41 protein-coding genes are annotated in these 26,250 nt (G+C 37.1%); 25 read left to right on the top strand and 16 right to left on the bottom strand.

What is annotated here, in order from left to right:
* Positions 1-19 precede the first annotated feature (19 nt).
* From DW862_RS21565 to DW862_RS21520, 8 genes are all read right to left on the bottom strand, one after another.
* On the bottom strand, positions 20-388 hold the full coding sequence (locus DW862_RS21565) for a hypothetical protein (RefSeq protein ID WP_008640183.1): 369 nt from the start codon (positions 386-388) through the stop codon (positions 20-22).
* Positions 389-647: 259 nt separating this feature from the next.
* On the bottom strand, positions 648-1,010 hold the full coding sequence (locus DW862_RS21555; RefSeq protein ID WP_008022411.1) for a membrane lipoprotein lipid attachment site-containing protein: 363 nt from the start codon (positions 1,008-1,010) through the stop codon (positions 648-650).
* A gap of 258 nt (positions 1,011-1,268) precedes the next feature.
* Positions 1,269-1,406, bottom strand: a complete 138-nt coding sequence (locus DW862_RS26070; RefSeq protein WP_165861958.1) for a hypothetical protein — start codon at positions 1,404-1,406, stop codon at positions 1,269-1,271.
* 16 nt (positions 1,407-1,422) lie between these two features.
* Positions 1,423-1,833 (bottom strand): hypothetical protein, encoded by a 411-nt coding sequence (locus tag DW862_RS21550; protein WP_049702751.1) that lies wholly within the window; start codon positions 1,831-1,833, stop codon positions 1,423-1,425.
* 267 nt (positions 1,834-2,100) lie between these two features.
* Positions 2,101-2,403 carry a nucleotidyltransferase domain-containing protein gene (locus tag DW862_RS21540; RefSeq protein ID WP_117980188.1) on the bottom strand — a complete coding sequence of 101 codons (303 nt, stop codon included), beginning with the start codon at positions 2,401-2,403 and terminating at the stop codon, positions 2,101-2,103.
* Between the two features lies 1 nt (position 2,404).
* Positions 2,405-2,839 (bottom strand): nucleotidyltransferase substrate binding protein, encoded by a 435-nt coding sequence (locus tag DW862_RS21535; protein ID WP_117980195.1) that lies wholly within the window; start codon positions 2,837-2,839, stop codon positions 2,405-2,407.
* A gap of 10 nt (positions 2,840-2,849) precedes the next feature.
* On the bottom strand, positions 2,850-3,305 hold the full coding sequence (locus DW862_RS21530) for a hypothetical protein (protein ID WP_117980187.1): 456 nt from the start codon (positions 3,303-3,305) through the stop codon (positions 2,850-2,852).
* Between the two features lie 425 nt (positions 3,306-3,730).
* Complete coding sequence (locus DW862_RS21520) at positions 3,731-4,402, bottom strand: LexA family transcriptional regulator (protein WP_120070361.1); 672 nt, start codon at positions 4,400-4,402, stop codon at positions 3,731-3,733.
* A gap of 172 nt (positions 4,403-4,574) precedes the next feature.
* Here DW862_RS21520 and DW862_RS21515 point away from each other — a divergent pair, with 172 nt between their 5' ends.
* From DW862_RS21515 to DW862_RS21410, 23 genes are all read left to right on the top strand, one after another.
* Entirely contained in the window at positions 4,575-4,829 is a 255-nt protein-coding gene (locus DW862_RS21515) for a hypothetical protein (protein ID WP_008998702.1), read from the top strand.
* Between the two features lie 9 nt (positions 4,830-4,838).
* Entirely contained in the window at positions 4,839-5,087 is a 249-nt protein-coding gene (locus tag DW862_RS21510) for a hypothetical protein (RefSeq protein ID WP_008998701.1), read from the top strand.
* Between the two features lie 67 nt (positions 5,088-5,154).
* Positions 5,155-5,409 (top strand): hypothetical protein, encoded by a 255-nt coding sequence (locus DW862_RS21505; protein WP_005681107.1) that lies wholly within the window; start codon positions 5,155-5,157, stop codon positions 5,407-5,409.
* Complete coding sequence (locus tag DW862_RS21500) at positions 5,393-5,758, top strand: helix-turn-helix transcriptional regulator (protein ID WP_008998700.1); 366 nt, start codon at positions 5,393-5,395, stop codon at positions 5,756-5,758. Before DW862_RS21505 ends, DW862_RS21500 begins: the two co-directional genes overlap by 17 nt.
* 103 nt (positions 5,759-5,861) lie before the next feature.
* Complete coding sequence (locus DW862_RS21495; protein WP_005681105.1) at positions 5,862-6,164, top strand: hypothetical protein; 303 nt, start codon at positions 5,862-5,864, stop codon at positions 6,162-6,164.
* Complete coding sequence (locus tag DW862_RS21490; RefSeq protein ID WP_117980185.1) at positions 6,161-6,370, top strand: hypothetical protein; 210 nt, start codon at positions 6,161-6,163, stop codon at positions 6,368-6,370. Before DW862_RS21495 ends, DW862_RS21490 begins: the two co-directional genes overlap by 4 nt.
* A 24-nt stretch (positions 6,371-6,394) precedes the next feature.
* Positions 6,395-7,369: a recombinase RecT gene (locus DW862_RS21485; RefSeq protein WP_117980184.1), complete on the top strand. Its 975-nt coding sequence runs from the start codon at positions 6,395-6,397 to the stop codon at positions 7,367-7,369.
* A 28-nt stretch (positions 7,370-7,397) separates the two neighbouring features.
* Positions 7,398-8,597, top strand: coding sequence for a hypothetical protein (locus DW862_RS21480; protein ID WP_120070358.1), 1,200 nt, complete (start codon positions 7,398-7,400; stop codon positions 8,595-8,597).
* 2 nt (positions 8,598-8,599) lie between these two features.
* Positions 8,600-9,259, top strand: coding sequence for a PD-(D/E)XK nuclease-like domain-containing protein (locus DW862_RS21475; protein WP_120070355.1), 660 nt, complete (start codon positions 8,600-8,602; stop codon positions 9,257-9,259).
* A 22-nt stretch (positions 9,260-9,281) separates the two neighbouring features.
* Entirely contained in the window at positions 9,282-9,695 is a 414-nt protein-coding gene (locus tag DW862_RS21470) for a hypothetical protein (RefSeq protein ID WP_008998696.1), read from the top strand.
* Between the two features lie 5 nt (positions 9,696-9,700).
* Complete coding sequence (locus tag DW862_RS21465; RefSeq protein ID WP_005681099.1) at positions 9,701-9,886, top strand: hypothetical protein; 186 nt, start codon at positions 9,701-9,703, stop codon at positions 9,884-9,886.
* On the top strand, positions 9,867-10,466 hold the full coding sequence (locus tag DW862_RS21460) for a hypothetical protein (protein WP_117980182.1): 600 nt from the start codon (positions 9,867-9,869) through the stop codon (positions 10,464-10,466). The genes DW862_RS21465 and DW862_RS21460 overlap by 20 nt, the downstream gene beginning before the upstream one ends.
* Before the next feature lie 48 nt (positions 10,467-10,514).
* Complete coding sequence (locus DW862_RS21455) at positions 10,515-12,188, top strand: DEAD/DEAH box helicase (protein WP_118029609.1); 1,674 nt, start codon at positions 10,515-10,517, stop codon at positions 12,186-12,188.
* 156 nt (positions 12,189-12,344) lie between these two features.
* Positions 12,345-12,992 (top strand): DUF3560 domain-containing protein, encoded by a 648-nt coding sequence (locus DW862_RS21450; RefSeq protein ID WP_117980180.1) that lies wholly within the window; start codon positions 12,345-12,347, stop codon positions 12,990-12,992.
* A 190-nt stretch (positions 12,993-13,182) separates the two neighbouring features.
* Positions 13,183-13,605, top strand: a complete 423-nt coding sequence (locus DW862_RS21445) for a hypothetical protein (protein ID WP_120070351.1) — start codon at positions 13,183-13,185, stop codon at positions 13,603-13,605.
* 21 nt (positions 13,606-13,626) lie between these two features.
* Positions 13,627-14,109: a DNA N-6-adenine-methyltransferase gene (locus DW862_RS21440; protein WP_120070348.1), complete on the top strand. Its 483-nt coding sequence runs from the start codon at positions 13,627-13,629 to the stop codon at positions 14,107-14,109.
* A gap of 18 nt (positions 14,110-14,127) precedes the next feature.
* Positions 14,128-14,319, top strand: a complete 192-nt coding sequence (locus DW862_RS25720; protein WP_133304337.1) for a hypothetical protein — start codon at positions 14,128-14,130, stop codon at positions 14,317-14,319.
* A gap of 17 nt (positions 14,320-14,336) precedes the next feature.
* Complete coding sequence (locus DW862_RS21435) at positions 14,337-14,771, top strand: zinc-finger-containing protein (RefSeq protein WP_120070345.1); 435 nt, start codon at positions 14,337-14,339, stop codon at positions 14,769-14,771.
* Positions 14,772-14,832: 61 nt separating this feature from the next.
* Entirely contained in the window at positions 14,833-15,237 is a 405-nt protein-coding gene (locus DW862_RS21430; protein ID WP_117980194.1) for a VRR-NUC domain-containing protein, read from the top strand.
* A gap of 127 nt (positions 15,238-15,364) precedes the next feature.
* Positions 15,365-15,652, top strand: a complete 288-nt coding sequence (locus DW862_RS21425) for a hypothetical protein (RefSeq protein WP_120070342.1) — start codon at positions 15,365-15,367, stop codon at positions 15,650-15,652.
* A gap of 63 nt (positions 15,653-15,715) precedes the next feature.
* Positions 15,716-16,156: a LexA family transcriptional regulator gene (locus DW862_RS21420; protein WP_165861957.1), complete on the top strand. Its 441-nt coding sequence runs from the start codon at positions 15,716-15,718 to the stop codon at positions 16,154-16,156.
* Positions 16,157-16,167: 11 nt separating this feature from the next.
* Positions 16,168-17,406, top strand: a complete 1,239-nt coding sequence (locus DW862_RS21415; protein WP_207895180.1) for a Y-family DNA polymerase — start codon at positions 16,168-16,170, stop codon at positions 17,404-17,406.
* Position 17,407: 1 nt separating this feature from the next.
* Positions 17,408-18,106: an SOS response-associated peptidase gene (locus DW862_RS21410; protein ID WP_120070331.1), complete on the top strand. Its 699-nt coding sequence runs from the start codon at positions 17,408-17,410 to the stop codon at positions 18,104-18,106.
* A gap of 25 nt (positions 18,107-18,131) precedes the next feature.
* Here DW862_RS21410 and DW862_RS21405 read toward each other — a convergent pair whose 3' ends face one another.
* From DW862_RS21405 to DW862_RS21370, 8 genes are all read right to left on the bottom strand, one after another.
* Positions 18,132-18,749: a hypothetical protein gene (locus DW862_RS21405; protein ID WP_120070328.1), complete on the bottom strand. Its 618-nt coding sequence runs from the start codon at positions 18,747-18,749 to the stop codon at positions 18,132-18,134.
* A gap of 31 nt (positions 18,750-18,780) precedes the next feature.
* Positions 18,781-19,029, bottom strand: coding sequence for a hypothetical protein (locus tag DW862_RS21400; protein WP_120070325.1), 249 nt, complete (start codon positions 19,027-19,029; stop codon positions 18,781-18,783).
* Positions 19,030-19,149: 120 nt separating this feature from the next.
* Positions 19,150-19,659 (bottom strand): histidine kinase, encoded by a 510-nt coding sequence (locus tag DW862_RS21395; RefSeq protein WP_120070322.1) that lies wholly within the window; start codon positions 19,657-19,659, stop codon positions 19,150-19,152.
* Positions 19,656-20,150 carry an N-acetylmuramoyl-L-alanine amidase gene (locus DW862_RS21390; protein WP_120070319.1) on the bottom strand — a complete coding sequence of 165 codons (495 nt, stop codon included), beginning with the start codon at positions 20,148-20,150 and terminating at the stop codon, positions 19,656-19,658. Before DW862_RS21390 ends, DW862_RS21395 begins: the two co-directional genes overlap by 4 nt.
* Positions 20,147-20,605 carry a phage holin family protein gene (locus tag DW862_RS21385; RefSeq protein ID WP_120070315.1) on the bottom strand — a complete coding sequence of 153 codons (459 nt, stop codon included), beginning with the start codon at positions 20,603-20,605 and terminating at the stop codon, positions 20,147-20,149. The genes DW862_RS21390 and DW862_RS21385 overlap by 4 nt, the downstream gene beginning before the upstream one ends.
* Before the next feature lie 27 nt (positions 20,606-20,632).
* A complete protein-coding gene (locus DW862_RS21380) occupies positions 20,633-20,830 on the bottom strand; it encodes a hypothetical protein (RefSeq protein ID WP_229120485.1) in 198 nt (65 codons plus the stop codon).
* 65 nt (positions 20,831-20,895) lie between these two features.
* A complete protein-coding gene (locus DW862_RS21375) occupies positions 20,896-21,219 on the bottom strand; it encodes a hypothetical protein (RefSeq protein WP_117611185.1) in 324 nt (107 codons plus the stop codon).
* Positions 21,220-21,224: 5 nt separating this feature from the next.
* A complete protein-coding gene (locus DW862_RS21370; RefSeq protein WP_120070377.1) occupies positions 21,225-25,217 on the bottom strand; it encodes a hypothetical protein in 3,993 nt (1,330 codons plus the stop codon).
* Between the two features lie 152 nt (positions 25,218-25,369).
* Between DW862_RS21370 and DW862_RS26795 the strand changes: the two genes are divergently transcribed.
* Together DW862_RS26795 and DW862_RS21365 are read left to right on the top strand one after the other, a co-directional pair.
* The gene (locus tag DW862_RS26795; protein WP_371414136.1) at positions 25,370-25,756 is read left to right on the top strand and encodes a hypothetical protein; all 387 of its coding nucleotides are present in this window, start codon (positions 25,370-25,372) and stop codon (positions 25,754-25,756) included.
* Between the two features lie 11 nt (positions 25,757-25,767).
* Positions 25,768-26,160 carry a hypothetical protein gene (locus DW862_RS21365; RefSeq protein WP_120070311.1) on the top strand — a complete coding sequence of 131 codons (393 nt, stop codon included), beginning with the start codon at positions 25,768-25,770 and terminating at the stop codon, positions 26,158-26,160.
* Positions 26,161-26,250: the final 90 nt, after the last annotated feature.

Below are 26,250 nucleotides of genomic sequence, written 5' to 3'. Positions count from 1 at the left end.
TTATTTTTTTCTCTATTGCTTAAAGTAGATACATCTTCGGTTCTTTGTATTTATTAAAGTCAGGAGCTGGCTTATCTATTTTCTTGAAGATACGGGTATATTTTTCTTTTATTTTTATATAATTATCGATCCAATCTTCATAAGATTCAGATGATTTAGAAAGCAAAGCTACTTCCTGCAGAAAAGCTTCATTTGCCAACCTTTCAGTTTCTTCCAAGTTGCCTTTTATATAAGAAACACAAGCATCGGAAAGAAAGTCTTTATTATCTATTTTCTTCCAAATGCGTTTGACGTTATTAGTCATTCCCCAAATTTTAAAGAAAAGGATGATTTGCAGTATTCCAAATGCAATCATCACTATACCTGTAAATTGTATTAATCCTTCCATGATTTATTATTTTGTTTTTGGTAAGCGATCATAAAGCAAATGAAAATCAAAGTCCATGCTATGAAGATGATAATGGATTGGATGTAATATGTCGGATACAAATAATCGGGGCGATTCATGATGATCATTTGGACAAACGAATAAAGGTGGCATAATAGAATTAGTCCTGATCCTATGCTGCCCAATAAAAAAGCTGTTTTCATAAATATTATTTTTTTGTTATACGATCAATTCTAAGCATTTTTAAGTTTGGAAGTTGTTAGTATTCTAATTTTTCGTAAGTACCAGATTCCTCACCATTTTCAATTTTGAGTTTATTATTTGATATTTTACAGTCCAAATAATATGGTGACTTACCTTTTGGGAATACATCATAGATGTAAATCTTACTATCTTCGACTTTGTATTTGAACGTTTGGAAAGAAATGGGATCTGCATTGCTATAAATTCCAAAAGAGCCTTTGTCATCGTCTCCGAAATTTAAAAACTTATGCGAGCCTTTAATGCCTGTCGACCAATTACCCACGATATTGTTTTCGTTAAGCTCGATCCAGTTATCATCATCTTTACTACAGCTAGTTAAGATCAGAATAGCAAAAAGTGTAAATAAAATGTTTTTCATAATAATAATTTATAAGTTGTTTTGTTTTAGCTTGTTTAGTTGTTTCTTCGATGGCTTTTGGAGTTTTTGAGTAAAAAAGAAAACGCTGATAGCCAAGTTTGCAACTTAATTATCAGCGTTTTCTTTTTCGTCGGGGTAGCGGGATTCGAACCCACGACCCCCTGCTCCCAAAGCGGCGTGATAATAAAGGATATTCAGCTACATATCAGTTAATTATAATGATGCGAGCTAACCATTTCAAAGATAGTTCAAAGAACGCTATTTTGAGGGCTTTATTTTAGCCCTTTCTAACTCATGATTCAATAAAGCAATTTCTTGCTTTTGGGCGCTGTTTTCTCGCAGTACTTTCCGGAGCTGTTGCCGGAGAGCAACGATTGTTTTGTCTTTATCTTCCATATATTTATTTGTTGGTTTATCCGGTTATTTTTTGTCGTCCGGCTACTTGCACTTTCTTGTTTTCTTTATTATCTATACAAGGAAAAACAATAGGTATACTAAATCTTATATTTGTAGCTGACTTAGCTTGTCCTTCAATTTTGGTATTACTACCGAATCCCCAAGCACCAAAAGTAACTCCAAAGCCAACTTTTCCACCTTCACCGGACATATTAGCCAATGATACCTCGAATTCAATATTCTGAACACTGTATAATTTTCCTTCTATTTCTACATTGTTCTTACTGTTACTTTTCCGAGGACTTACAATAGCCCCACTGGTTTCAACTCTTTTTTGAGCAGCTGTTATACCATCAACGATTTGGGAAATTGCTTCCTCTACAAACTCCTTGAGTTCTATTACCTTTGGGGTATTCTCTGGTTCCATTTATATTTTAAATTAAAAGTTATGTTTAAAAAGTTACTTTACAATTATCGTATGCGTAAACTACGCAAATATTATATTGATTATACAATGAAACATTCATCTAATTCCATTAATGCATTTTGCTATGAACGAGATGACGGTGGGCTAGATGAGGTTGCCATTAGGTATATTGAAAATATATGTAATTATATTGTAAAAGGTATCCAATAGGATGCCTTTTAGTGTATTCTACATTTTCAATTAACTGGACTTCATGATGTTATATGATCATTGTTTCTCATAGAATAGCAGTCCGACACGATCTATATGCTCGCCAAAAGGAGTACCTATATTCTTACTGTAATCAACTATATCTACTTTGTATAGTAATCCCAAGTCCTCTATTTGAATATTTATATCCAACAGTTCATTGAAAGATATATTTTGCCCTATAAGGGCCAAATCAATATCTGATCCTTCGGTATAGTTGCCTTTAGCTCTAGAGCCAAATATTAATACCTTGTCAATATTGGGATGTTTTTTTAATACATCACTAATATCTTTTATAACTTCATTACTTAAACCAAACATATTATGCGAATAATCCTGTGATTTCACTTCTTTCATAACCAAGCCGAACAGCTAATTGTTTTAGCAGTATAGAATACTCAGTGTAAATCTTTTCGACTATCTCACTTGCTTTGCCATCATTGTATGTATGCGATGTTATATTTCTAGCCTTCGACATTCTACGCCAAGCATCATGATCTGATATTAAACCATCTTCAAATGATTTCTGTAATACAGGATTTGGACCTGTTATATCCTTATATCCTTTATACTCTAAGAAATCCTGCAAAACTTTCCAAGCCAACTCGAAAGTATATTCAAATCTTTGTACAAGACCTTCCATTTCCAGTTCGGTTAACTCATAGGGTTTTCTTTCGGATTCCGTAACCAGTAATACTCTTTTGCATGCCTTGCAATAACTATCATATCTTTGTAACCAACGTATATCTTGTTCCATAGTTGCTAAATTATAGATCAATTATTTGAGTTTGATTTCTCCCTTTTTTAAAATCATCATCCCATTCTATTTTTATTGTAAAATGTGGCCTTCTTCGAAACAATATGTATCGCACTTCAAAAGATTGTTGGGGAAGGAGTATTGGATAAGGTAAATAATTGTCTGGCATATTTAATGATATGTTCTCCTCAGGATCATCAAGAATTGCAAAATTTACATTATATGCCTTCGCTTGTCCTTTGTTGTAAATTTTTAAAATATTCATTTCTCCTTTGCTGGTTTTAATAACATTGCACTCAATAGAAGCTTTTTGACTTTCTTCTTCTTCTGTTCTTCTTTTTTCTATTTCTTTTTTCTTTATAATCAAATCCAATTTATGGATTTTCCTACCTGTATACCAAGAATAAATAAGTGCTAATGCTGCAATTATAAAACTGCCTAATGAAATCCAATCTGAAATTTCCATCTTGATTATATTTTATATAAAACTTAATATTATGAATATTTTAATTTGCATATTTTCTGTTTCCATTTCCATTGGATCAGTGTTTATTAATCTAAAAAATATCAATCGTTTAAATAATCTTGAAAAAGAGATAGCTAAGCTTTTAAATAAAAAGTAATCACTTTCTTTTGAATATAGAAATGAGTTGATTCCGTATATCAGATGTTATTTCCTCTTTAATAGTATCTATTTCTTGGGTGATATAAGCTTGATTGAGTTCTACTAGTTCATCATAGCCACCAAAATATTCACGATTACATTTGGTACATTTGATATAACTTTTATTATCATTGCATTCAAATGAAGAGTCGTCACCACAAGTTATGCAATGTAATTTTATTGATTTATTATAATTCTTATCCATGGCTAATTTTATGTTTGTAATACTATAGAATTTTATTTGTTATGACCCCTTTTACAAGGAATACTCGAAGAACTTTAGTCTTGTCTATTATCATCTCGTCAAATTCTTCCAAGTTCTTTGGAACTAAACGCCATTTATTAGGATTGTCCTTGCAGTTACGGATATATTTCACAGTTCTGTATTCGTCTGTTATAATAAGGTATGCCTCTCCAGGAAGAACACTATCTAAACTGACTTCCTTAATAGCTATAATAGAACCATCATTTATGTCTGGAATCATAGAACGTCCATAAGCTGGTACCGCACAATCACAATTCTGAAATGCAGGTATATGCAAATAGTAATTAGGAATATTAGTCTGATCGTTGGGAAGTTCATCATATCCCATAGTAACATCAACGTCAAAATAAGGTATTCCTTTGGATGATTGTTTGCTTGGTGCAGGCATTTCAGAGGAAATAGAAGTGATAGATTTCGCAGAAGAATTTAGTTTATTTCCGTCTCCAGTCAATAGCCAGGTTGTATTCAAATCCGGGTAGATTGTAGATATTTTCTCTAAATTATTCCGTCTTATAGACTCTCCTGTGTTTCGGACAAATCCATTGCTTAAACCACAATTCTGCTCGAACATTCTTGTGCTTATGCCTAATTCGTTTATGAATTGGAGTAGCCTATCTCTAACTGTTTCTTTCATTAAATCCTAAATTTTCTTAATATATAGATTATTTCTCTATGCAAATATCTACATGTGTAGATTTTAATTCTATATTTGCACTATAAAGTTAACGCAAAACAATGATAACGCCAAAATAAAAGGGCAATAAAGTTAACAAAATAGATTATTTACTCTAAATCGATATATAGATATGGTAAAGACAGAAAAAATAAAATTAGTGGTTTACAAAGAACATACGCTTGGGTATATTCTACCAGAATTGCCTGATTCAGTTCAAATACTACATTCTTCACCTCTGAAAGGAGCTATTGGTACAACCAATTTGCAGAACAATTTCCAGATCAACAATCCGAATGAAATCAGACTAGCAAGCGAGAGTGATTTTGATGCGTTTGGAATTTCGTTTGATGGATATAAAAATTCACCTGATTACATTTATAAATAAAATAAGAAAATGAAGACAATTCTAGAAGTTTCATTACAGGAAGCAAGTAAGGCAAAGGATGCAATTAGATATAGTTTGCTGCGTACAGAACTGAACCAAACAAGTACCAATGTTTGGGAACTACCAACTTATGATATGAATGATGGATATGAGTGTGATGGTGACGAAGAACTGAAAGATGAAATTCGTGAACTGTTTTCTTCTTTCGGAATTGCAGAAGAAGAGTATTCATTCACTGACAAAGAAACGGAAGAATAAGCTATATAATCCCGGACGGGTTTGACCGCCTTTCCGGGAACTAGAAACTATAAATATAATAATGTATATGGAAAATCAATTAGAAACTATCAAAGCAAATCTGCCTTACGGATACGAAAAGCAGATAGCGAAAGAAGTAGGATGCTCACAGGGTACAGTGCACAATATCCTTAATAATAAGCCGGCTTCTGCTCGCTCAACCTACAAAGCAAAAGTATTGAATGTCGCTGTAAGAATGGCTAATGAAGCCTTGGAAGCTACTAAAGGAGTCTCCAAAGCTGCCGCCGAACTAGAGACTTTGCATCATGGAACTGCAAGCTGACGCTAAACTAACGAAGCGCGAAAATCAGATTGCTGGCCTCGCTTTTTGTGGTAAAGCAAAGAAAGAGATTGCGGATCTCTTGAATATTGCATACGGGACGGTAAACGTAATACTGGATAGAGCTTACAAAAAGACAGGAACAAGTAAACTGAATGAATTAGGCAGTTGGTGGGCTAATAGAGCATTTGCTCTAAATATTGATTTCCAGCAATTGCAGAAAACGATCGTAGCTCTTTCGTTTCTTGGAATTATTGCCTTTCAGATTGCATTTGACTGCAACAACGATCTTAACCGGAGTCGACGGGCAAGAATACGAAGAAATAAAATAGAAGAAGTATATGAACTCTAATCAATATTAATCAGGCAGCATAGCATAGAGATGCAGATGTGTTTCAGTAATAAAATCAGCTCAACACCATTCAAAAGTATAGGAAACAGCCTAATTAGAGATTATGGAAAATTGCTTCGAAATGATGGTCGCCCGATGCATTAAAATTGGGACGGTGCAAACGCTAACGATGCTGGGACTACTCCCCGAAGTAGTAACGATATCACAAGCGGAAGAAATATACGGAAAACGCCTAATAAAAGAGTGGCGCGAAAAAGCCTGGATTAAGTTTTATCCGGCAAATAATAAGGAAAGAGGAAAATATTATGTGAAACGATCCGAATTGGAAACAGCCAGTGCAATGATGGATTTGCATAATAAAGTTCCGGATAACATTATCAAACAATTAATGCAGATCGCTGTATGAGATATATACCGAAATCATCAGAAGTGTTACAGGCTCTGCAAGACAGTATCGGAAAGCAGATTGCAGAAAGAGAAGAACAGAAAAAGAATTATGTTCCTACTCCTGTAGAGATTAAACCTGATAAAAAAGATATAAGCATAGAGCCCACGGCCGAAGATATTCTTTTAATGGAGGAATATAGACGTGGAGTATATCAAGGAGATTAATAAAATGCTAATATTTAAACAATTATGAGTAAAATTATTGAAGTAAAAGTGGAAGAGCTAAATGCGCTTCCAGCAACGAAAATTGTCGAAAGTGAAAATGTACAGGCAAAATTCGTTCAAATGTACAATGCTATCTGGGGAACAGATAAAGGTGAGCAAATGTATCATAAAGAAGTATTCAACTTTCAAAAACTTCTCCGTGATAATCCTGATTTGGCAGATTCGACAAAGATGTCTCTATATGGCTGTTTTCTTGATATAGCAGTCAACGGTCTTACATTAGATCAAACAGGACATCCACTTTGCTATATACTTAGCAGAAGCAGTAAAACCGGACACAAGAACGCACAAGGATATGATATTTATGAAAAACGTGCCTATGTTTCAGTTACAGGGTATGGCGAACTGACAATGCGTATGCGTGCCGGGCAAATCAAGTATGCGGATAATCCAGTCGTTGTATATGAGGGAGATCATTTTAAAGCATCCTTAGTTAATGGTATAAAGAATATCGAGTATGAAGCACAATGCCCCCGTACTTCAACCAAAGTTATTGCTGCATTCATTCGTATTGTACGAAATGACAACTCGGTAGATTATCAATGGTTAATGGAGGGTGATATCGAACGATTGAAACATTATAGTGAAAAAGCAAATTCGAAGTGGAACGATCAAACTAAAAGACGTGAATTGGGTAAAGCCAATGCACTTTATACTTCGAATAATGGAAGCATTGACCCTGGGTTCCTTGAGAATAAGATGATCAAACATGCGTTTGATGCTTATCCTAAGGTGCGTACAGGTAAGTTTACTATAATGGCTTCTGATCAAGAAGAGGAAGAAATTATCGACTATGGCTTGGTGGATGAAGACAAGGTTAATGAACCCGTTCAGGCTGTGGATAATCCTAATATTCCTTTCGGTGAAGAAAAACAACTGGAAGCTCCAGAACCTGTACAGGTGCCAGTCTCCGATGATGATGAAGACGGTGGATTCTAATACTTACTAACCGATTAAAATAAATAATATGGCAACAGAGTTAATCAAAATAGACGAAGCAAAAAATATTCTGTCATCTTTTCCAGATATAATGGGGAAGAATACAAATTCTGTCAAAAAGTGTAATGAAGCTGGGCAAGCTCTCCTTGACACTATCGAAGGAGAAGGTATGAATGAAACAATAGATCAGGCTACAGCCGACTACTTGAAAAAGGTTAGCGTAACACTCAAAAATATGGATGAACGTCGTAAACCTATTACGCAGATATTTGATAGAATACGTTCCTTTTTCACCTCCCAAGAAAAACAAATTGATCCTAAGGATCCTTCAACAATTCCCGGAAAGCTTGTGATAAAGCGCAATGAGTATGCCAAGTTTAAATACGAAGAAGAACAGAAAAGAAAGAGAGAAGCGGAACAGAGAGCTAGAATTGAAACAGAGAAAGCGAACTATCGACAGATAATAGGGGATAGCCTTCTTTCTTATTTCAATCAATATCTTTCAAGTAAAGTTTCTGAATTGCAGGGAATATTTTCCAACTTGACTTATGAAAACTTCGATCGTGAAGTTATAGGAATCACAGTTTTTCAGACCGATTATCCCAAATCTCATTTTGATAAGTTTAGTGCGGATTCTGCAACTTACTATATTAGTCAAGAAACAAAACAGGAGATTCGCCGAGAAGTTCTAGAGGGCAAATATGAGCAATACGCTCAACAGTATAAGGCAAAGATTGTAAGCGTTAAGCAAGACCTTACCGACCGTGTTCCCTCTAAACGCAAGGAACTTGCAGAACTGGAACAACTTCGTCTCGCTAATGCAGAGGAAGCTGCCAAAGCGGAAGAATTGCGTAAACAACGTGAAAAAGAAGCTGCAGCCAAAAGAATGGAAGAGTTGAAAAAGGAGGAAGAAGCAGCAAAACAAGAGGCTGCACTGAAGGCACAACAAAGCTCTATTGGTAGTCTTTTTATGGAAGCTGCCGCTTCTATTGCTCCTCCACCGACTAACGCCAAGGTGAAAGAAAAGATTGTTGTACTTCATCAGCAGGGATATTTAGAAATATTCCAGATGTGGTGGATAAACGAAGGTCAAACGTTGCCTGTTGAAGAACTGGAGAAAATCTTTAAAAAGATGATTACTTATTGCGAGAAGCAGGCGAACGGTAAAGATCAAAAGCATATCGAATCAAAATACATCCGATATGAAGCAGATGTAAAAGCCAAATAGCCATGTCAAATCCTGATTCATATTACTCTCGTCCGGAGGTCAGCAATTCAGATCTGACAGAGCTTAAGAACTATCTTTATCCCCGTGCTCAATACGGGGATAAAGAGAAGGCATTCAAGTTTGGAACTCTTGTAGATGCTCTTATTACAGAAAACGAGCGTGTAAGATATGATAAGTTAATGGTAGACGATTATGTGTATACGAAAGACGAATTTGAACTAGGGCTTGAAATGCGTAAGGCTCTCCGGAAGGAAGCAGAAAAGGATCAATTTCTTGCTGTCGTTTTGGCACAGTCCGATACACAAAAGTTTATGGTTAACAAACAACAAGAGTTCTTTTATGGGGACTTCGTTTATCATCTCGATACACGGTGTAAATGGGACTGGTGGTTGTCTTCTTTCAACTTTGGGGGGGATTTAAAAACGACCTTCGCAGAATCTCAGGCACAATTCGATGAAGCGATAGATTTCTTTGACTGGGACCGCTCCCGGGCATGGTATATGGATATAGCCGGTAGCAAACAAGATTTTATTTATGCTATCAGCAAGAAGAATTGTAGAATCTTCAAGCATTTTATCACCGACCGGAAACACCCTTCATACATCAGAGGAAAAGAGAAATACGAGGACCTTGCTTTTAAGTGGTGGCAATTAATGGTCTGATTATATTTTACCATAAAACAATATGAATTTACTTATTACATCAAAAGAACAAATATTGGCCGAATTAACCAATATAGATTCATTCCTTAATATAACTATGAGCGAAGATGTAGCAGAAGCTGTACAACGCGGTAATGATTTAGCTGTATATGTTGCCCGCTCCGGAAAATTGCTCGCAGATTCAAAATATTGGCTCAATGAGGCAATGAAATCCGAGGTCATGCAGACGCTTGTAGACACGGCAAAAAGTGCGAAAGCAACAGCGACAGCGATAAATGCTCTAGTCAATTCTTTATGTCGGGAAGAGAGATACTTAGTTGATTGGTGCGAACGTTGCAATCGGACGGCAACACATCAATTATCGTGGTGTGTAACTGTAATAAGTAAAGCTAAGGCAGAAATGCAAATGTCCGGAATGTTTAACAACAAAAAGTAATTATCATGAAAAATCTAAGAAGAGTCACAATCGGAATATCCGTTATCGGCCTGTTTACGGCATTATCTTTCTCTCAAAGAGAAGATGCTACAACTAGAGAAATAACTACGGCTGCCGTAATGGGAGTTGTATCAACGTTTAGTATTATCACTTTATCAACTAAAGAAGATTATGGAACAAGCAAAAAATGAAATCAAGAAAGCGATTATTAAAAAGGACCGCTTGAATGTAGTGTACAATGAACGTTTTTCGGAAGCAAACTACACGAATGTAATTAGCAAGAACTGCGATCAGATCATTCATAGTGACTTAAGAGAGACATTTAATCGTCTTAAATTACATCTTGTCGTATTATGCGAACAGCCGGAAGCTGCCAATATTAATAAGGATAGTTTTACGTCTCCTGGTTATTCAGAGATTCTTGAAAATTACATCATAACCGGCTATGCAAACGATAGCGTCGATGGTGTGTCTGGAATTACTATTATGGGGGCTAAATTACTTCAGTCCGGCAAAGTTGTTGATCTGAAAATCTTCGTTCCTCTCCTTGATGCAGACTATCCTTACTATGAAGAATTGAGCATTGATGCGGCAGCTTGTGACGCAGAAGTTGAGAGTTATCTGTTTGAAGAGAAATGGGGAGTCAGACAGGAACGTCTTGATTTTGATACAGACGAACCGGAAGAAGCCGTTATAATTGAAGATAAACCTAAAAAAAGAGGGCGAAAGAAGCAAATAGAAGCTCCAGCTCCTTTAGATGCAACTGCATAACACCAATCACTATAGGGGGATAATTCCCCCTACAAAATACTCTAAATCATGAATATCGAATTAAAAGGAGATAATTTTGAATTATCTTTCAAGTATAAACCTTCTATCGTAGATCGGATCAGGCAGATTCCTGGAAGACGTTTTGACGGTACCCGAAAAGTTTGGATTATTCCGACTAGGAGTAGAGTTGATCTTGAAAGGATGATTTATCAAATACAGCAATTTGAGAATATAAACTGGCTTAGTGGCAATGAAAAAAGGGAAGAAGAAGCTGTTTACGATATTCCGGAACTTCCGGAGCTGGTCATTCCTCATAATCTTAAAATTCAACCTTATCCTTATCAACTTAAAGGCATTGCTCGAGGATTAGAATTAAAACGGTTTATGAACTGTGATGAACCGGGACTCGGTAAGACATTGCAGAGTATTGCAACAATTAATATCGCTGGTGCTTTTCCTTGTCTTGTTATTTGTCCTTCTTCATTAAAAATAAACTGGATGCGTGAATGGGAGAAGTTTACGGACAAAAAAGCAATGATCTTAACTGATAAAGTACGTGATACTTGGACTTTTTTCTTTCAAACAGGAATGCATCAGGTATTTATAGTCAATTATGAGTCTTTAAAAAAGTACTTTGTACAACGTATAAAGAAGTCCGAAGGCTGGACGCTACGAGATGTAGAATTTAGAAACTCAATCAACTTATTCAAATCAGTTATCATTGATGAGAGTCATCGTTGTAAATCTGCATCTACCCAGCAGGCTAAATTCTGTAAAGGGATATGCACCGGCAAAGAATGGATTATCGAATTGACTGGAACCCCAGTTGTCAACAGGCCAAAAGACCTGATTCCACAGCTAGCAATATTGAATCGTATGGAAGATTTTGGAGGTTATAAGCCTTTTGTTAACCGATACTGTTCAGGTCAAAGAGAAGCGTCAAATTTGAAAGAATTAAATTTCAACCTATGGAAATACTGTATGTTTCGACGTGAAAAGTCACTAGTTCTTACAGATCTTCCGGATAAAATACGTCAAGTAAACACATGTGAAATTACTAATCGTAAGGAGTACGTAGATGCCGAACGTGACCTTATTATGTATCTACAGAAATATAAGGATGCCGACGATGAAAAGATTGAAAAGGCTTTGCGTGGTGAAGTCATGGTACGTATCAATATTCTTCGGCAGATCTCCGCACGTGGAAAAGTACGCGATGTTATTGAATTTGTGAAAGACTTCCGGGAGAATGGAAAGAAAATAATCCTCTTTTGTTCTCTTCATGAGGTTGTAGACCAACTGAAACGTTACTTTCCCACTGCTGTGTCAGTTACCGGAAGAGATTCCCAAGATGTAAAGCAAAGAGCTGTTGATGCCTTCCAGAATAATCCTAAGACAGATATTATTATTTGCTCTATTAAAGCGGCTGGAGTTGGCTTAACGCTTACTGCATCAAGTAATGTCGCTTTTGTTGAGTTCCCTTGGACATACGCCGATTGTTGTCAGTGCGAAGACCGGGCACACCGTATCGGGCAAAAGGACTCTGTTACCTGTTACTACTTTCTTGGTCGGCGAACTATTGATGAAAAAGTTTATCGCATAATTCAAGAGAAGAAAAATATCGCTAATGCAGTAACCGGATCTACGGAAGACATTGAGGAAAATATCGTCGATATGGTTGCACGAATATTTGATACAGATTATGATGATGAGGGGTTTTAAAATGGAGCCACAACAGAAAATAGATCGGCTAAAAAAAGCGGGCTACCAAGTTCAAGAGAAAGGTAACAAGATTCGTGTTACCAAAGGATCATTAATAATCAATGGAACAATTAACCAAGTACACAAAGAAGTTTTTAATCAATAATTATAGGCACTATGAATACGTATAGTAAATATGTACCAAATGTTTTTCTTGCAAAATGTAGTGAAAAACATGAAAAAGGAGAAGTAATCGAGGTTACAACCAAGTATGGAAAAGAAAATGAATGTATTGTTTTCAACCTCATTTACGAACGTGATGGATTCTATTATTACTCAATCGTACGGGCTGATGGCTTTAATGTGCAAGAGTGGGCTAAACAAAGGGCTGAACGTCGTCATGAATGGGCTATATCTGCTGTACAGAAAAGTAGTGAATATTACAACAAGTCCAATAAAGATAAGGATTTTCTTTCTCTAGGTGAACCTATCAAAGTGGGACATCATAGCGAGAAGCGACACAGAAAAGCGATAGATGATGCATGGAACAATATGGGTAAAAGTGTTCAGTTTGACGAAAAAGCAGCCGAGCACGAAAGGATAGCTAAATATTGGGAACAACGTGCAAATACAATCAATTTATCCATGCCGGAGAGTATTGATTTCTACGAGCATAAACTTGAAGTTGCTCAAAAATATCACGAAGCCGTTAAATCGGGAAAGTGCCCGCGTAGTCATTCTTATGCTCTTACTTATGCAAAGAAAGAAGTAAATGAATTACAAAAGAAATACGAACTCGCAAAGACACTGTGGGGAGATGTTTAATCTAGTAGCCTTCGGGCTACTATAATTCAAGCCAAGATAGTAATGAAAGATATAGGTATCGCATTGATTTATGTTGCTTTTTTCTCTCTAATAGGATTTTCCTTGTGGGTGACAAAAAGTGTATGGGTATTATTGGCATTGATATTTACCCCTGAGTATCACAGTAAGAAAGATTAATAACAATTTAGAAATGAATAAGAATGAGATTAAACTTCAAAAGAATAATTCTAATCGTGATTGGAGCGATTTAGAATGGATTCAAGAGTTTCATTCCTTTTTGCAGGGTGATATTCCAGAAGGAATTTCTTTAGGTGATGAGTATAAAGTTAAACTTACTCCAGAGCAATCAAGTACTGTTATTTGGTATCTACAAGAACACTTCCCCATACTACCAGATTCGATAGAAATGTGTGACGTGTGTAAGAGATTGTATGATAGTTATTCCGAAGGTTGTTATTACGAGATTGAGGGAAAGAACTTTTGTGGAGCATGTGAAGACGAAAGCGAGGCTACATATTGTGATAATTGTATGTCTGATATGTGGAAATCAGAGGGTAGAGATGAAGATGCAGGGCTTTATCTCTGCAAGAAATGCAAGGAGAATAGGGAGTAATTAACGTAAAACAAAAGAGAAATGAATACATCTTTTGAGAAGTCGGTTAATACCACCGATGAATGGTACACGCCAAAGGAAATTATAGACGCATTGGGAAAGTTCGATTTAGATCCATGCGCTCCGGTTAAACCGCTTTGGCAAACGGCAGAAACCATGTACAACAAAAAACATGACGGATTAACTAAAGAATGGGCAGGTCGTGTTTGGCTAAATCCACCTTACTCCCGTCCACTTATTGAACAATTTGTCCGTAAACTGGCACAACATGGCAATGGCATTGCGCTGTTGTTCAACCGCTGTGATAGTAAGATGTTCCAGGATGTCATATTTGAGAAAGCAACGGCAATGAAGTTTCTACGAAATCGAATTCGCTTCTTTCGACCGGATGGAACCCGTGGGGATTCTCCCGGTTGCGGTAGTATCCTAATCGCTTTCGGTGAAGATAATGCCGAGATATTAAGAACTTGCGATATTGCAGGTAAGTATATACGAATCAATTAGCGTAAATCAAATATAGATATGAATACATATAGATACGAAAACAGACCTTATGATATTCCCCATAGGGAACTGAAAATGGTAGATGAAGAAAAGTCTACTCCTTGGAAAACCGTCCCACCTTCTTGGAAAAATTCCTCTTCGAAAGGTGGACGTACTGCGAATCAAATCAAAAAAGACCGGAAGCGGAAGAAAATGAATAAAAGGAAATAATCATAACCGCTTCAGAAATGAACAAACTCACCAATAGACAGAAACTTATTATACAAGGCAAAATTTGTCCGTATTGTGGAAAAGATACAGAATTTATGGATAGTTCCATTGTATATGGCAAATCTTACGGTATGATTTATATCTGCCGTACCTGCAATGCTTATGTTGGTGTACATAAAGGAACCGATCAGGCTTTAGGCAGATTAGCCAACAAACAGCTCCGAGTGCTCAAACATGAAGCACACGAATATTTCGATAAGATATGGCGATTCAAGTTAATGAAGCGAACAGAAGCTTATACATGGCTCTCGTCTGTATTAGAACTTCCAGAAGAATATACACATATCGGAATGTTCTCTGAAAAAACCTGTAGACAGGTTATATATGTTAGTAAACAGTTACTGCAAAAATATGGAATCGAATCTAAGACACCTTATTGCGAAAATGACTAAAGAAAAGTGCATTTTATGCGGAAAAGAAACGGTATCGGTTATTAAAACCGGTACCGACTTTATGTGTTATAATTGTTATGCAGATCAGCGTAATCCTACGCGCTCTAAAGAAGTACATAATAACGAGGAAGCTCGAATACAAACAGAGTTCTTTAAACTTATTCCTCTATATTTCCCTAATATACCTGACAAACTTATATTTGCCGTTCCGAACGGTGGAAGCCGTCATATACGTGAAGCTGCTAACCTGAAACGTCAAGGAGTAAAGCCTGGTGTTTCTGATGTGATCGTACTTATTCCCAAAAAGGGTTTTGCTTCTCTCTGTATAGAGTTTAAAACGAAGGTGGGGAAACAATCAGAATATCAAAAAGAGTTTCAAAAACAGGCTGAAAGTTGCCGAAATAAATACGTTATAGTCCGAAGTGCATTACAGGCAATCGAAGAACTACGAAAATATCTTTCTTAATGGAACTGAAATATATGATACGGGAATTACATTTTGAGATACTAAAATTCTCTAGTTTGAAATAGCTTTTATGTGATTAAGCAAATTCTGCACTTGTTTTATATATCTTTGCTCTAAAATTACAAGAATGACATTTGAAGAAGCTGTTTCATTAGTTGACCGGATAAAAGACCAGGTTGTCGGTGTTCCCGTTAAAGGTCGGTTTATTGAATCTCTATTCATCGGACCAGCCAATTGGGATGAAATGCATGTCTTTATGAATATTTGTTTTCAAAAAGGGGAAGATGAAGCTATCGATGAGTTTATTGGAAAAAGTTTCTCCGTGTATGGCAGGTCTGTTAGCTATATTAAGCCGGATCTTCCTCGGTGGGATGTAATAGTATTAGATGACTGGGAAAAAACTATTTATAATTAAAAACGAGTATTTTCCATGAGCAAACCTTGACTTCTTTTGTTTTTAATGAAAAGAAGTAGAGTTATGAAGAAGCAAATAGAAATACATAAGATAGATATATCAAGCAATCTTCCTTTGCAATACGCTGATGAAGGTATAAAGGCCGGATTCCCTTCTCCTGCGCAGGATTATTTAGAACAAGCGATTGATTTGAATAAGGAACTTATTCGCCATCCGTCAAGCACATTTTACGGACGTGTAGTCGGAGACTCAATGAAGGATGAGGGAATAGAAGAAGGTGATATACTTGTAATTGACAAGTCACTTGAATTGCTGAATGATGATTTGGCAGTATGTTTCATTGATGGAGAATTTACTGTAAAGCGTGTAAGGCTAGAACCTGATGCAGCCTGGTTAGTCCCATCCAACAGCAATTATCCACCTATAAAGGTAACAAAAGATAATGAATTTATGGTGTGGGGGATAGTAACCTATACAATTAAAAAGAACCGGAGGAAAAGATAATGTTCGGATTGATGGACTGCAATAATTTCTACGCTTCCTGTGAACGGGTATTCAATCCAGCACTTAACGGGAAACCTGTCGTTGTATTGTCAAACAATGACGGGTGTGTTATTGCACGATCCAATGAAGCCAAGGAACTAGGTATAAAGATGGGAGTACCTGCTTATCAGATTAAGGATTTGGTGAGTAGTCACGGAGTTGCTGTATTCAGCAGCAATTATACGCTGTATGGAGATATGTCCGGTCGCGTAATGTCTATTTTGGCAGGATTAGCACCCGAACTGGAAGTTTATTCTATTGACGAAGCATTTATCAACCTTGATGGCATTCAGGATATTCAATCGCTTGGAACAAGAATAGTAAACCAGGTAACACGTGGTACCGGTATTCCTGTTAGTTTAGGTATTGCACATACAAAGACGCTTGCAAAGGTAGCAAATAAGTTTGCAAAGAAGTATCCAGCTTACAACCGTCTTTGTATCATTGATACAGAGGAGAAACGAATCAAGGCCCTACAACTGACGAATATCGGTGATGTGTGGGGAATCGGACGTAGACAAGCAGCAAAGCTCGAAAAGCAAGGAGTGAAAACAGCATACGACTTTACGCAGCTTTCCGGTGCATGGGTACGCAAGAATATGACGGTAGTAGGTGAACGTACGTGGAAAGAACTTCGTGGTATCTCATGTATTGATATGGAATCAGCTCCACCGGCCAAAAAGCAAATTTGTACTTCTCGCTCATTTGGCAAGATGCTCACTGATATAGACACAATGGCTGAAGCTATTGCCACTCATGCTTCCACTTGTGCAAGAAAACTCCGGAAACAAAAATCTTATGCAATATCCCTGATGGTGTTTATCCACACGAATAACTTTCGGGAAGATCTTCCTCAATATTGGAAAAATACCGTTTTACATCTTCCGGTACCAACAAACGACATGCAAGAAATAGTACATTATGCGCTGATTGGACTAAAAACAATATTCATGAATGGGTATCAGTATAAGAAAGCCGGGGTTATCATCACCGAAATAACTGAAGGTGCCCAGCTTGGACTTTTTGATTCAGTGGATCGTGAAAAGCGGGAAAGACTTCAACAGGCAATAGACAAGATTAACGGAGAATATAACCAACTCGTTAAATTGGCTATTCAAGGAACAGGGAGAGACTGGAAACTTAAACAAGAACAACTCTCTGGGTGTTATACTACTGATATTAATCAGATTATAGACATTAATTGTAGATAGTATGTGTTTCCATAATTCCATGTCAGCGAAAGCAATAAAACTTGTCGCCCGATACGGTCGTAAATCGGATATTGTTGAAATATACCAAGATATGCTAAACGAGCAGTATCACGTGAATGCATTCAACTTTCCGAAATATCCTATTATCACAACCGCGGATGAGATACAAGTGTTCAACTGGGGATTAATACCATTCTGGGTAAGAACCGAAGAAGATGCGCAGGAAATCCGAAAAATGACTCTCAATGCACGTTCGGATACTATTTTTGAGAAGCCTTCTTTCCGGGAACCAATTATGAAGAAGCGATGTATTGTGCCGTCAACCGGGTATTTTGAATGGAGGCATGAGGGAGCAAAGAAGATTCCCTATTACATACATCTGAAAGATGAACCTATCTTCTCGATGGCAGGTATTTACGATCGTTGGCTAGACAAAGAGACAGGAGAAGAATATGATACATTCTCTATTATCACCACTGATACCAACCCTTTGACTGATTATATCCATAATTCAAAACATCGGATGCCGGCTATCCTATCTAAAGAGGACGAAGAAAAATGGCTGGATTCTGACTTACAGAAAGCGGATGTTACTTCTTTACTTAAACCGTTTGATACTAATAAAATGGACGCTTATATAATAGAGAGCGATTTTATTAAGAAGATTTCAACTGACCCAACCATTTTACAAAGAGCATAAAAGGTAGCCGAATAAGCTACCTCACCTATATCTTTAAATCTTTCAAGAACGCTCTCAAATTACGAACGTCCTTTTTAATTAGCATTTCATTCACTGTATTACCATTATAAGTATCATATATAGAAATACGTAATATTGGAACTTTTCTTATAACTGAATTCAAATCTTTTATGAAATCATAAAAAGCCCTTTGCCTCCATCTAGAACTGCCATTTTCTGATAAATCACCATAATCTCCACTAATAACAAAATTTTTATCAGAAGAGTTTGTCTTCCAATTATTTCCCCAACTTGCAGCTCTTAAACATTGTTCTTCCTTTGTTAAACAATATGTTTTATAATTAGAAACTGAAAAAAAAGGGAAATCATTGTAGATAGAAGAAGCCAATGTCTCAAGTCGGTATCGATTGAAATGTCTTTCTTCGTCAAGCTCAATACAAAAATCTTTCAATGAAATATCCCAGGGACCATAGTTTATGGGGATTTGTTCAGAAGTTCCTCCTAATGCTGAATAAACTCTTTCCACCTCATTTATTAGCCCAGAATATTCAATCTCAAAGATTGATAACTTTGGAGATTTTATCAATGAACCACTGTATATATCCTCTGTAATTGATTTTAATAAGGTTTGTCTTTCTCCCATATCTTGTTGTATTATAAATATATTGCATTAATTAATGCATCTCTGTTATTTTCATCCTAAATTCCCGCAGCTGGTCGATAGTAGGATAGAATGTAGGATTCTCCCAGTTCCTTGATATCATTTGTATCATTGATGACAGAAAAGAAGCACAGTCTAGTACTGTAGTTGCTTTATTGATTTGAAATTTGCCATCAGGATATGATTTATTACTAAGCGTTTCTTTCGCCCATGCTAGCAACTCCTGCACGGAATCGTGGTCGTATTTATTTTCTTCTGCCATATCGTTTTTATTTTAGGCAAAAGTAGAGAAAGTTATTCAAATAAAAAAGCCCCGACTATTCAGTCAGGGCAAAATTCCGCCGTCGCGGATTTGGAATTATGGGATTCCACGACAAAGGTACTACTTATTCCTTACCTTATGTACTATCAACACAATTATTATTAAAACTATGATACCTACGTAAACCTTATCTTTATGCAAGTCCCACCAAGATAATTCGATGACTTTTTCTTTCTGATTCATTAAGGCATTCATTTTGTTACTTATCGTATCCAATCGATTAGAAAATTGCTGCAAAGTAATAGATAATGTTTCATAGACTTCGGTCCGTTCTTGCTCCTGTTTGGAAGCGGTGGTAGTACTTTCTTTGACCGGGTATTGTTTTCCGGTTGAATCCGGAAGCGATAAGTAAACTGTTTTATTCTCAATTTTCAGATCACTCAACTTGTCAGTAGTAATCTTCGTTTGCTTACTTACATCCAGCCGTAGTGATTCTATTAAGTTCTGCAGATACAAGAAATCCCCTGAATAGTCAATCTGTTTCTCTGTCTCCATGTTCCGGGAAGCCTTGCAGGAAGTAAACCATGTTCCCGACATCAGGAATATGGTTATATAGATTAGCGCTTTCATGGTCGGATCACTGTATTACGAAGAAAATTAGAAAATTCACTCCTGACATCGAAGCAGGGGCACGCCTTAATATATTCTTTGGGCTCTACCTCTCCGCTGCCGTCCAGATCCGGAGAAGTATCACGGTGTCCGAGTACTTCAATTATAGGGTATTCCTTACAGAGCTTCGCGACCAATTCGCGTAGTGCTGTCCTTTGAGCTGGAGTACGTGTATCTGCAGGTTTTCCAGATGCGTCCAAGCCTCCGATATAACAGATGCCAACACTATGCTTATTATACGAAGACTTTGAAAATCCTTTGGTATTACAATGCGCTCCGTCAATGCTTAACGGTCGCCCATTCTCAACCATTCCGTCAAGGTCAATAATGAAGTTATAACCGATTTGATTGAATCCCCGAGCCCGGTGCATCCGGTCAATATCTTTGGCTCGTAAATCTTGTCCGGCACGCGTGGCCGAACAATGGATGATAATTGCATCAATAGTTTTCATTTTGCGTCTCCTTTTTGTAAGTAGTTCGTTAAATAGGGGATGTTCTTTATAAACTCAACGCTTAATACATAATGCAGGAAAGCTACTACCTTGTAACCATTGCTAGAGTTGGGTAGAATTTCTTTGATATTCCTTAGAATGTTCACCCCGTAGAAATAGAAAACGCTATACGTAATAAATGAAACACATTGTAGCGCACCTTCCGGATTTCCTTTGTGTTCACCAATAAAGTAGATACAGCTAACCAAGGTAAAGAAAATAGTTGCTTCTACGATACACCTCCAAGCCTTTTTAAAAGAAAAACTCTCATGATTGATAAGGAGTGCAGTAAGTAACCCGCAAATGAAATTGAGGGCAAATACAGCAATAAGACTTTTGATCTCCCCAGAAATAGGATTGAGATAAGCAGCTATGCCGGTAACCAATCCAATAAGTAAGTTTTTGAAATAATCCATATCATTTTTATCTAAAATATTAATACTTTATTTTAATACCTCGCTACAATCATCAATAGCTGTCTGAAATACTTGTTTCACTTCGCCAGAGGTTAGCCCATGATCCTCATGTAGCGAGAATCCAGTTACTCCATTTCGAGAAATATTGAAGAAGCCGACAGTCGTTTCATCTTTGACAATCTCGGCAGTAATATCTTTCACCGCTTCGGTACCACGGGTTGACATTCTGTATTTAACTCTGATAGTGTCTGTAACCTTAGTTGTTGCAGTACTGTTAGTTGCTGTGATGTTCATTCCTTGTTTCCTCCTTCTATTAAATCATAAATTTGTCCGTACGTACCTGCAGTAAGATACTCTCCACAAATTTCTTTTAATAGAGCAGCATCTTCCGTTTCAATATCAAGTACTCCACGATTGTTAATAATCTGTTGTAGCATTTTATATGCTCGTAATTTCTTGGAAGTTTCCATATTCTTCTGTGGATTAGAGCCTGCTGCAAATAATGCCTCTGCCACCAAATCACGAAGAGATTTCTTACTTTCCTTACCATTCACCAATTCGACAAACTCCCGACCTCTAAAGTCGAGTAAGTTTCTGTTTAGATTTACTTTCATAATTTTTATTTTATTTCAACGATTAACCCTTTTACTATATGCAAAGTCTTTCCTCGTGTAGAAGGATCTAAAAGTGTAATTGTGCTATCTGAAATAACAGACCAATAACTCCCATTGCCATCACTCGGAAAGAATCCATTTGCCGTTACATCTCCTAGTACCCTTACGTTGCCATCGAAGAAACCCGCATAAATGTAATTATCGGGATATTTAGGAGTCTTAAGATTGATAGAACCATAAATAGCAGCACCTCCTCCAAAACCAGCCCCAATAGCGGAAATACCGAAATTACCATCCGTGGCTGGATTGAAAGTAACATGCACTACACCTTCTTTCGAGGTGGTACTATATCCCAATTTCAGACTGCGGGAAATATCCCCGAAATAATCACCCGCTTTCCAGACTAACCGACCGTTATCAATAGTGAATCCTCCAACCTTTGCGCCGTCCGCATCAATACGTTTCACACGGATATAGTCAGTATTCAAATACCCACCTACAACAATGGTAGTACCAAGTTTTGCATATTCGACTGCATCCTCAAATGCTAATTTACCCAATCCGTCTCGATCAATCTTGGAGTTAATCATTATCTGCAGATCACTATGCAGTGCGGTGATTGTAACAGCACCTTCCAAATTAATTTTAGATGAATGAATCGTCGTTTCACCTGCTGCCTGGTTAATATAAGATATAAGCGTATTGCCGTTTTCCAGTTCTTTAGAAGCATATATCTTATTACCGTCGGAAGTCGTTATCCAACCTGCAGTATCTATCCGCTGCGTCAGGCTGTCAACTCGAGTTACTTGTGCGGAGATTTGAGTATTGAGTACTTTCAAATCGGCTGTACACTCATCGGAATAGCTTTTCAGTTTGTCGTGAATAGCTTTGTTTGCTTCTTCAACAGCTGTATTAAAACTAGCTAAAGCAGAGTTGAATAGAGTAAACTTATCATCTACATTCTTTTTTTCCTCAATAGTCGTTTGTCCATCTGCAATAGCCGTATTTATTGCAGCAATAAGATTATCAATAGCACCAAATAAGGAAACCTTGGCATTAAATAAGGCTGTTTTTGCAGAACCTTCCAAATAGGTGTTTACATATAGTTTGCTATATGTCGCTTCAACGGCAGATTTCGTATTTTTGACTGTATTCAAATACTTCTCTATCGCTTTCGCTTCCGCCCCGTCAATGATACCGTCCGCAAATGCGCCATCCACATAATCATGTAAGCCATCGACTGAATCGGCAGCGTCCTGCGCAGCTTTAGCAGCGTTCGCTGCATCCTCTAAAGCTTGTATTGCTTGTTGCAGTGCCTCGTCAGAATATTCCTTTAGTTTATCCTGTATTGCCTTATTTGCTTCTTCAACAGCTGTATTGAAAGTTGCTAAGGCTGAATTAAACAGAGTAAACTTATTATCTACATCTCTTTTTTCCTCTACAGTGGTCTGTCCGTCAGCGATGGCTGTATTGATAGCATTTATAAGGTTCTCAATACTTCCCATCAATGTAACCTTAGCATTGAGCAAACCAACCTTTGCAGAGCCGGATAAATAAATATTCGTGTAGAGTTTATTATAAGTTGCTTCGATAGATTGTTTAGTGTTGTTGATCGTATTGATATACTTTTCAATAGCTTTTGCCTCTGCTTCGTCTATAAGACCGTCAGCGAAGGCTCCATCTACATAGTTATGAAGTCCTTCCACTGAATCGGCAGCATCTTTGGCCGCTTTAGCTGCATCCTTTATTTCCTGATGAGCAGCTTCCCATTCAGACAGATTTTCCAATCCGGAAGAACCTGCTTTTATTTGAATGTTACCGCCTATCTCACTTTTTACCAGATCGAAATATGTATCACCGTCTGGCGAAAGGATTCTTTCTGTTGTTACGCGGCCCGGCAGAATTTCAGTAAATCCGTATAGCTGAACAAAACTTCTACTACCTTCATACTCGCTGTTAAGCACTCCGGTGAGTAAATGATAATATCCAGTTATCTGTTCCATTTTAATAGCTGTTTCACTCAAGAGGAATGTTCCGGCTTGATTCTCCTTGCCAACTTTAGCATATAGATAATATTTCTTTTCCGGGTCAATTAGTGCCGGAGAATTGTATTCAGCCATATCCCAGTACTTATATTCGTCTGCCTTATGTGAAGAAGAAAGAGAACTAATGCCGAGTGTTAAATGCTGAAGGATTCCTGCCGGAGCGTTCAGTATTCTTGTGCTGGCATTATAAGTAATATTGTGAGATACCTGAACTGGATTCGTTTTTGAATTGACAAAACGAAATTGCAGGCTTTCATCACCTACAAGCAGTTGCATGGTTGAAACGGTTATTGGATTGACAGAGCCGGAGAAGTTCAGCAGTGCATCTTCAAGCATGGACATCGTTTCCTTTGCATCCCGGAACCGACGCTTAGTAAACTGCAGGGCGTCCTTATGCTTGATATCTACCTCTACTTTGTTCGTCTCAATCTTATTCAGATCACTTGAAACAGATATACTGACAGGTTCGTTTGACAACTCTATTTCCGGAGAATATGGATTATTAATATAGCGCTTGATTCCGATCATGCGAATAAGAGAACCTTCCGGATGAAATTGCGTATCATAGAAATCAACATACCCTCCGAGTACTATTTTACCGCCTATCTCCAACCAGCGTTTTTTAGCCCAAATGCCGTCCAATGTCCCGGTAAATATGAATGCTTTATCTTCATGTTCATACAAGTATTTTGCTGCTTCCTTGAAAGCTTCCCAGCTCGCACCTGTTTGTGTGCTGTCATTACAGATATAAGCCTTCGGCAATTGCATTCCGAACACTGCGTATGTATCACCAACCTTCGGGCGCCAGACTTCCGGTTCCGGCATTGTTATCCCATCGATTTCTTGCGGAACAATTTCAAATCGACGTGCCTCTTTCTTGTCTTTCGCTTCATGGATATACTTTACTTCGAACTCCTTGCCTGTAAGCATGCCGGTTTGGAAAATGACAGTCATACTTTCTCCAGCTATGAGACAATCTTCGAAATTCAACTCTTCCGGGATGTCTTTATCTACAAAGTCAAAGAAGTTATTCTTCTTGTTCACTTCAATAACAGCACTGACAGTACCGACACGGGAAGGATAAATAGCTGTACAGTCCAGACTATCTTCCTTTGCTGTTGTAAGTTCTTTATCGGCACGCATGACACAAGTTCCATCCGCATCGGTCTTATAGATACGCGCCTTAGTAGAATCGAAGCCCTCTTCATTCTCAAATTTGATTCCATCAAATCGGATAGTCTTATTCTTTGGAAGTAACAGGTACTTAGATCCGTATGTAGAATAATCAATATTGCGATCTGTAGTTTCTACCAAAATTATTTCGGGTGGTATCTCCCCGGATTCGCGACCAACACCGACCTTAAAACCGTGTCCTTTACCATACGACAGTTTCAAAGGGTTCTCCTTGTTATACTCAACTTTACGCAGATGGATAGTCTTAATTTGTTTTCCTTCAACCGTTTCTTCAATGATCTGCCATTCTGTTTCATATAGTTCTGCAAGTTGATTGAAAGCATCAAGAATATAGGTGTGATTGTAGTTGATTACTTTTTCCGTTCCTTCAATGCAATCACCGACTTTCCAACCGGTACTCCGACGGTTCAGGTTTTCAACGAGTAGACGTAGGTGTTCATGTGGCTTGGCTGTATATGAGAATTTAATACTTCTGTCAACGGTATGACGTACTTTCCACAGCATAGCATCAGCCTCCCCAGTTTCCAGAATCAGAGTATATTCGAAGTTACGTTCACCGTTCTTCTTGAAATTGCTATCCCTCTTCAAAGAATAACGCTTCCCGTAGAAGTCACACCAGGAACCAACCGGAATTTCAAGATATCCGGGATAATCGAAATATAAAGTTAATGAGCACTCCTCCATGATAGCTTCATAAGAGTAGCTTTCATCCTTTACTTCGATTTTTATTTCCTTATCATCATTATATAAAGTTACCATGTCCTTAGAATTATATCCTAAAATATAAATGTCAAATAGAAATGTATTGAATAATAGGCATAAAAGTAAGGAAATGATAGACGAATCATTGATAAAATAATATATTACACACAACATCAACTGCATTGTCACGAAATAAATCCAAATGAAAAATATTTAAAAGAAATCACTCAAAATGTAGTTTAATTCACCTAAGTTCTCTCGGAACAAAATCTGCGCAAATTAGTGCGCAAAATCTTGGACAAAATGGCTATCGTAAATACGAAGATGGACTACTGGTTCAATGGGGATATTTAACTAATTCATCAGCGGGAAGTGCAACTATATATTTTCCTCTTTCATTTTATGATACGACCTATCGTTTTATAACAACAATGGAAACAGTATCTAGCGATCAAGCATTATATACTGCTTTACCTTATAATAAAACAGTTACTTTCGTGTCTGTAATGAGAAAATATGTAAATGCTACAACTACAATAACTATTGGTAGTTCTATTCGTAATTTTGATTGGGTAGCAATTGGCAGATGGAAATAAATTATTGTAACATGAAAATAAGGACTATTAATTTTAGTAGAAATATAGTACTGATTTTTGCCGTAATTATTTGGCAAAGTTCTCTCGGGACGAACGCCGCATTGAAAGATTTTTCCAATGTAACAACAAAAAGCCTATCCCAGAACGGATATTATAAGCTACCGGATGGGTTATTGATTCAGTGGGGAACTGGAGGAAATGGCGTAAATCAAATAGTTTACTTTCCTACTAGTTTTTATAATACCTCATATGTTGTAGTAACTACTGCTATTTCTTCTGTTATGAATTCGATAGTAAAAATGATAAATGGGAAAAATATATCTTATTTCAAAGTCTATTCGGTAGGTCCAACAATTGAAGCTGGGGAGATATTCGGATGGATCGCAATAGGAAGATGGAAGTAGAAAATATTATAACATCAATTTGATTATGAATTGTTTTAGTAGAAAAATAGTATTGATTTTTGCCACAATTATTTGGCAAAGTTCTCTCGG

Origin of the sequence: Bacteroides sp. AM37-9, assembly GCF_003603455.1 — a bacterium.
GTDB lineage: Bacteria > Bacteroidota > Bacteroidia > Bacteroidales > Bacteroidaceae > Bacteroides > Bacteroides xylanisolvens.
Note: the sequence above shows the minus strand (reverse complement) of the source record. Positions and strands in the feature narration are given on the sequence as shown.

Excerpts from the sequence above, each read along its gene's own strand:
- DW862_RS21460 (WP_117980182.1), top strand. The coding sequence starts at position 9,867 with ATGGAACAAGCAAAAAATGAAATCAAGAAAGCGATTATTAAAAAGGAC.
- DW862_RS21485 (WP_117980184.1), top strand. The coding sequence starts at position 6,395 with ATGAGTAAAATTATTGAAGTAAAAGTGGAAGAGCTAAATGCGCTTCCA.
- DW862_RS21400 (WP_120070325.1), bottom strand. The coding sequence starts at position 19,029 with ATGGCAGAAGAAAATAAATACGACCACGATTCCGTGCAGGAGTTGCTA.
- DW862_RS21385 (WP_120070315.1), bottom strand. The coding sequence starts at position 20,605 with ATGGATTATTTCAAAAACTTACTTATTGGATTGGTTACCGGCATAGCT.
- DW862_RS21405 (WP_120070328.1), bottom strand. The coding sequence starts at position 18,749 with ATGGGAGAAAGACAAACCTTATTAAAATCAATTACAGAGGATATATAC.
- DW862_RS21410 (WP_120070331.1), top strand. The coding sequence starts at position 17,408 with ATGTGTTTCCATAATTCCATGTCAGCGAAAGCAATAAAACTTGTCGCC.
- DW862_RS21520 (WP_120070361.1), bottom strand. The coding sequence starts at position 4,402 with ATGAAAGAAACAGTTAGAGATAGGCTACTCCAATTCATAAACGAATTA.
- DW862_RS21435 (WP_120070345.1), top strand. The coding sequence starts at position 14,337 with ATGAACAAACTCACCAATAGACAGAAACTTATTATACAAGGCAAAATT.
- DW862_RS21450 (WP_117980180.1), top strand. The coding sequence starts at position 12,345 with ATGAATACGTATAGTAAATATGTACCAAATGTTTTTCTTGCAAAATGT.
- DW862_RS21500 (WP_008998700.1), top strand. The coding sequence starts at position 5,393 with ATGGAACTGCAAGCTGACGCTAAACTAACGAAGCGCGAAAATCAGATT.
- DW862_RS21515 (WP_008998702.1), top strand. The coding sequence starts at position 4,575 with ATGGTAAAGACAGAAAAAATAAAATTAGTGGTTTACAAAGAACATACG.
- DW862_RS21505 (WP_005681107.1), top strand. The coding sequence starts at position 5,155 with ATGGAAAATCAATTAGAAACTATCAAAGCAAATCTGCCTTACGGATAC.
- DW862_RS25720 (WP_133304337.1), top strand. The coding sequence starts at position 14,128 with ATGAATACATATAGATACGAAAACAGACCTTATGATATTCCCCATAGG.
- DW862_RS21480 (WP_120070358.1), top strand. The coding sequence starts at position 7,398 with ATGGCAACAGAGTTAATCAAAATAGACGAAGCAAAAAATATTCTGTCA.
- DW862_RS21420 (WP_165861957.1), top strand. The coding sequence starts at position 15,716 with ATGAAGAAGCAAATAGAAATACATAAGATAGATATATCAAGCAATCTT.
- DW862_RS21390 (WP_120070319.1), bottom strand. The coding sequence starts at position 20,150 with ATGAAAACTATTGATGCAATTATCATCCATTGTTCGGCCACGCGTGCC.
- DW862_RS21465 (WP_005681099.1), top strand. The coding sequence starts at position 9,701 with ATGAAAAATCTAAGAAGAGTCACAATCGGAATATCCGTTATCGGCCTG.
- DW862_RS21565 (WP_008640183.1), bottom strand. The coding sequence starts at position 388 with ATGGAAGGATTAATACAATTTACAGGTATAGTGATGATTGCATTTGGA.
- DW862_RS21445 (WP_120070351.1), top strand. The coding sequence starts at position 13,183 with ATGAATAAGAATGAGATTAAACTTCAAAAGAATAATTCTAATCGTGAT.
- DW862_RS21395 (WP_120070322.1), bottom strand. The coding sequence starts at position 19,659 with ATGAAAGCGCTAATCTATATAACCATATTCCTGATGTCGGGAACATGG.
- DW862_RS21475 (WP_120070355.1), top strand. The coding sequence starts at position 8,600 with ATGTCAAATCCTGATTCATATTACTCTCGTCCGGAGGTCAGCAATTCA.
- DW862_RS21375 (WP_117611185.1), bottom strand. The coding sequence starts at position 21,219 with ATGAAAGTAAATCTAAACAGAAACTTACTCGACTTTAGAGGTCGGGAG.
- DW862_RS21425 (WP_120070342.1), top strand. The coding sequence starts at position 15,365 with ATGACATTTGAAGAAGCTGTTTCATTAGTTGACCGGATAAAAGACCAG.
- DW862_RS21370 (WP_120070377.1), bottom strand. The coding sequence starts at position 25,217 with ATGGTAACTTTATATAATGATGATAAGGAAATAAAAATCGAAGTAAAG.
- DW862_RS21440 (WP_120070348.1), top strand. The coding sequence starts at position 13,627 with ATGAATACATCTTTTGAGAAGTCGGTTAATACCACCGATGAATGGTAC.
- DW862_RS21535 (WP_117980195.1), bottom strand. The coding sequence starts at position 2,839 with ATGGAACAAGATATACGTTGGTTACAAAGATATGATAGTTATTGCAAG.
- DW862_RS21495 (WP_005681105.1), top strand. The coding sequence starts at position 5,862 with ATGGAAAATTGCTTCGAAATGATGGTCGCCCGATGCATTAAAATTGGG.
- DW862_RS21540 (WP_117980188.1), bottom strand. The coding sequence starts at position 2,403 with ATGTTTGGTTTAAGTAATGAAGTTATAAAAGATATTAGTGATGTATTA.
- DW862_RS26070 (WP_165861958.1), bottom strand. The coding sequence starts at position 1,406 with ATGGAAGATAAAGACAAAACAATCGTTGCTCTCCGGCAACAGCTCCGG.
- DW862_RS21470 (WP_008998696.1), top strand. The coding sequence starts at position 9,282 with ATGAATTTACTTATTACATCAAAAGAACAAATATTGGCCGAATTAACC.
- DW862_RS21430 (WP_117980194.1), top strand. The coding sequence starts at position 14,833 with ATGTGTTATAATTGTTATGCAGATCAGCGTAATCCTACGCGCTCTAAA.
- DW862_RS21380 (WP_229120485.1), bottom strand. The coding sequence starts at position 20,830 with ATGTCAACCCGTGGTACCGAAGCGGTGAAAGATATTACTGCCGAGATT.
- DW862_RS21530 (WP_117980187.1), bottom strand. The coding sequence starts at position 3,305 with ATGGAAATTTCAGATTGGATTTCATTAGGCAGTTTTATAATTGCAGCA.
- DW862_RS21365 (WP_120070311.1), top strand. The coding sequence starts at position 25,768 with ATGAAAATAAGGACTATTAATTTTAGTAGAAATATAGTACTGATTTTT.
- DW862_RS21415 (WP_207895180.1), top strand. The coding sequence starts at position 16,168 with ATGGACTGCAATAATTTCTACGCTTCCTGTGAACGGGTATTCAATCCA.
- DW862_RS21490 (WP_117980185.1), top strand. The coding sequence starts at position 6,161 with ATGAGATATATACCGAAATCATCAGAAGTGTTACAGGCTCTGCAAGAC.
- DW862_RS21455 (WP_118029609.1), top strand. The coding sequence starts at position 10,515 with ATGAATATCGAATTAAAAGGAGATAATTTTGAATTATCTTTCAAGTAT.
- DW862_RS21510 (WP_008998701.1), top strand. The coding sequence starts at position 4,839 with ATGAAGACAATTCTAGAAGTTTCATTACAGGAAGCAAGTAAGGCAAAG.
- DW862_RS21550 (WP_049702751.1), bottom strand. The coding sequence starts at position 1,833 with ATGGAACCAGAGAATACCCCAAAGGTAATAGAACTCAAGGAGTTTGTA.
- DW862_RS21555 (WP_008022411.1), bottom strand. The coding sequence starts at position 1,010 with ATGAAAAACATTTTATTTACACTTTTTGCTATTCTGATCTTAACTAGC.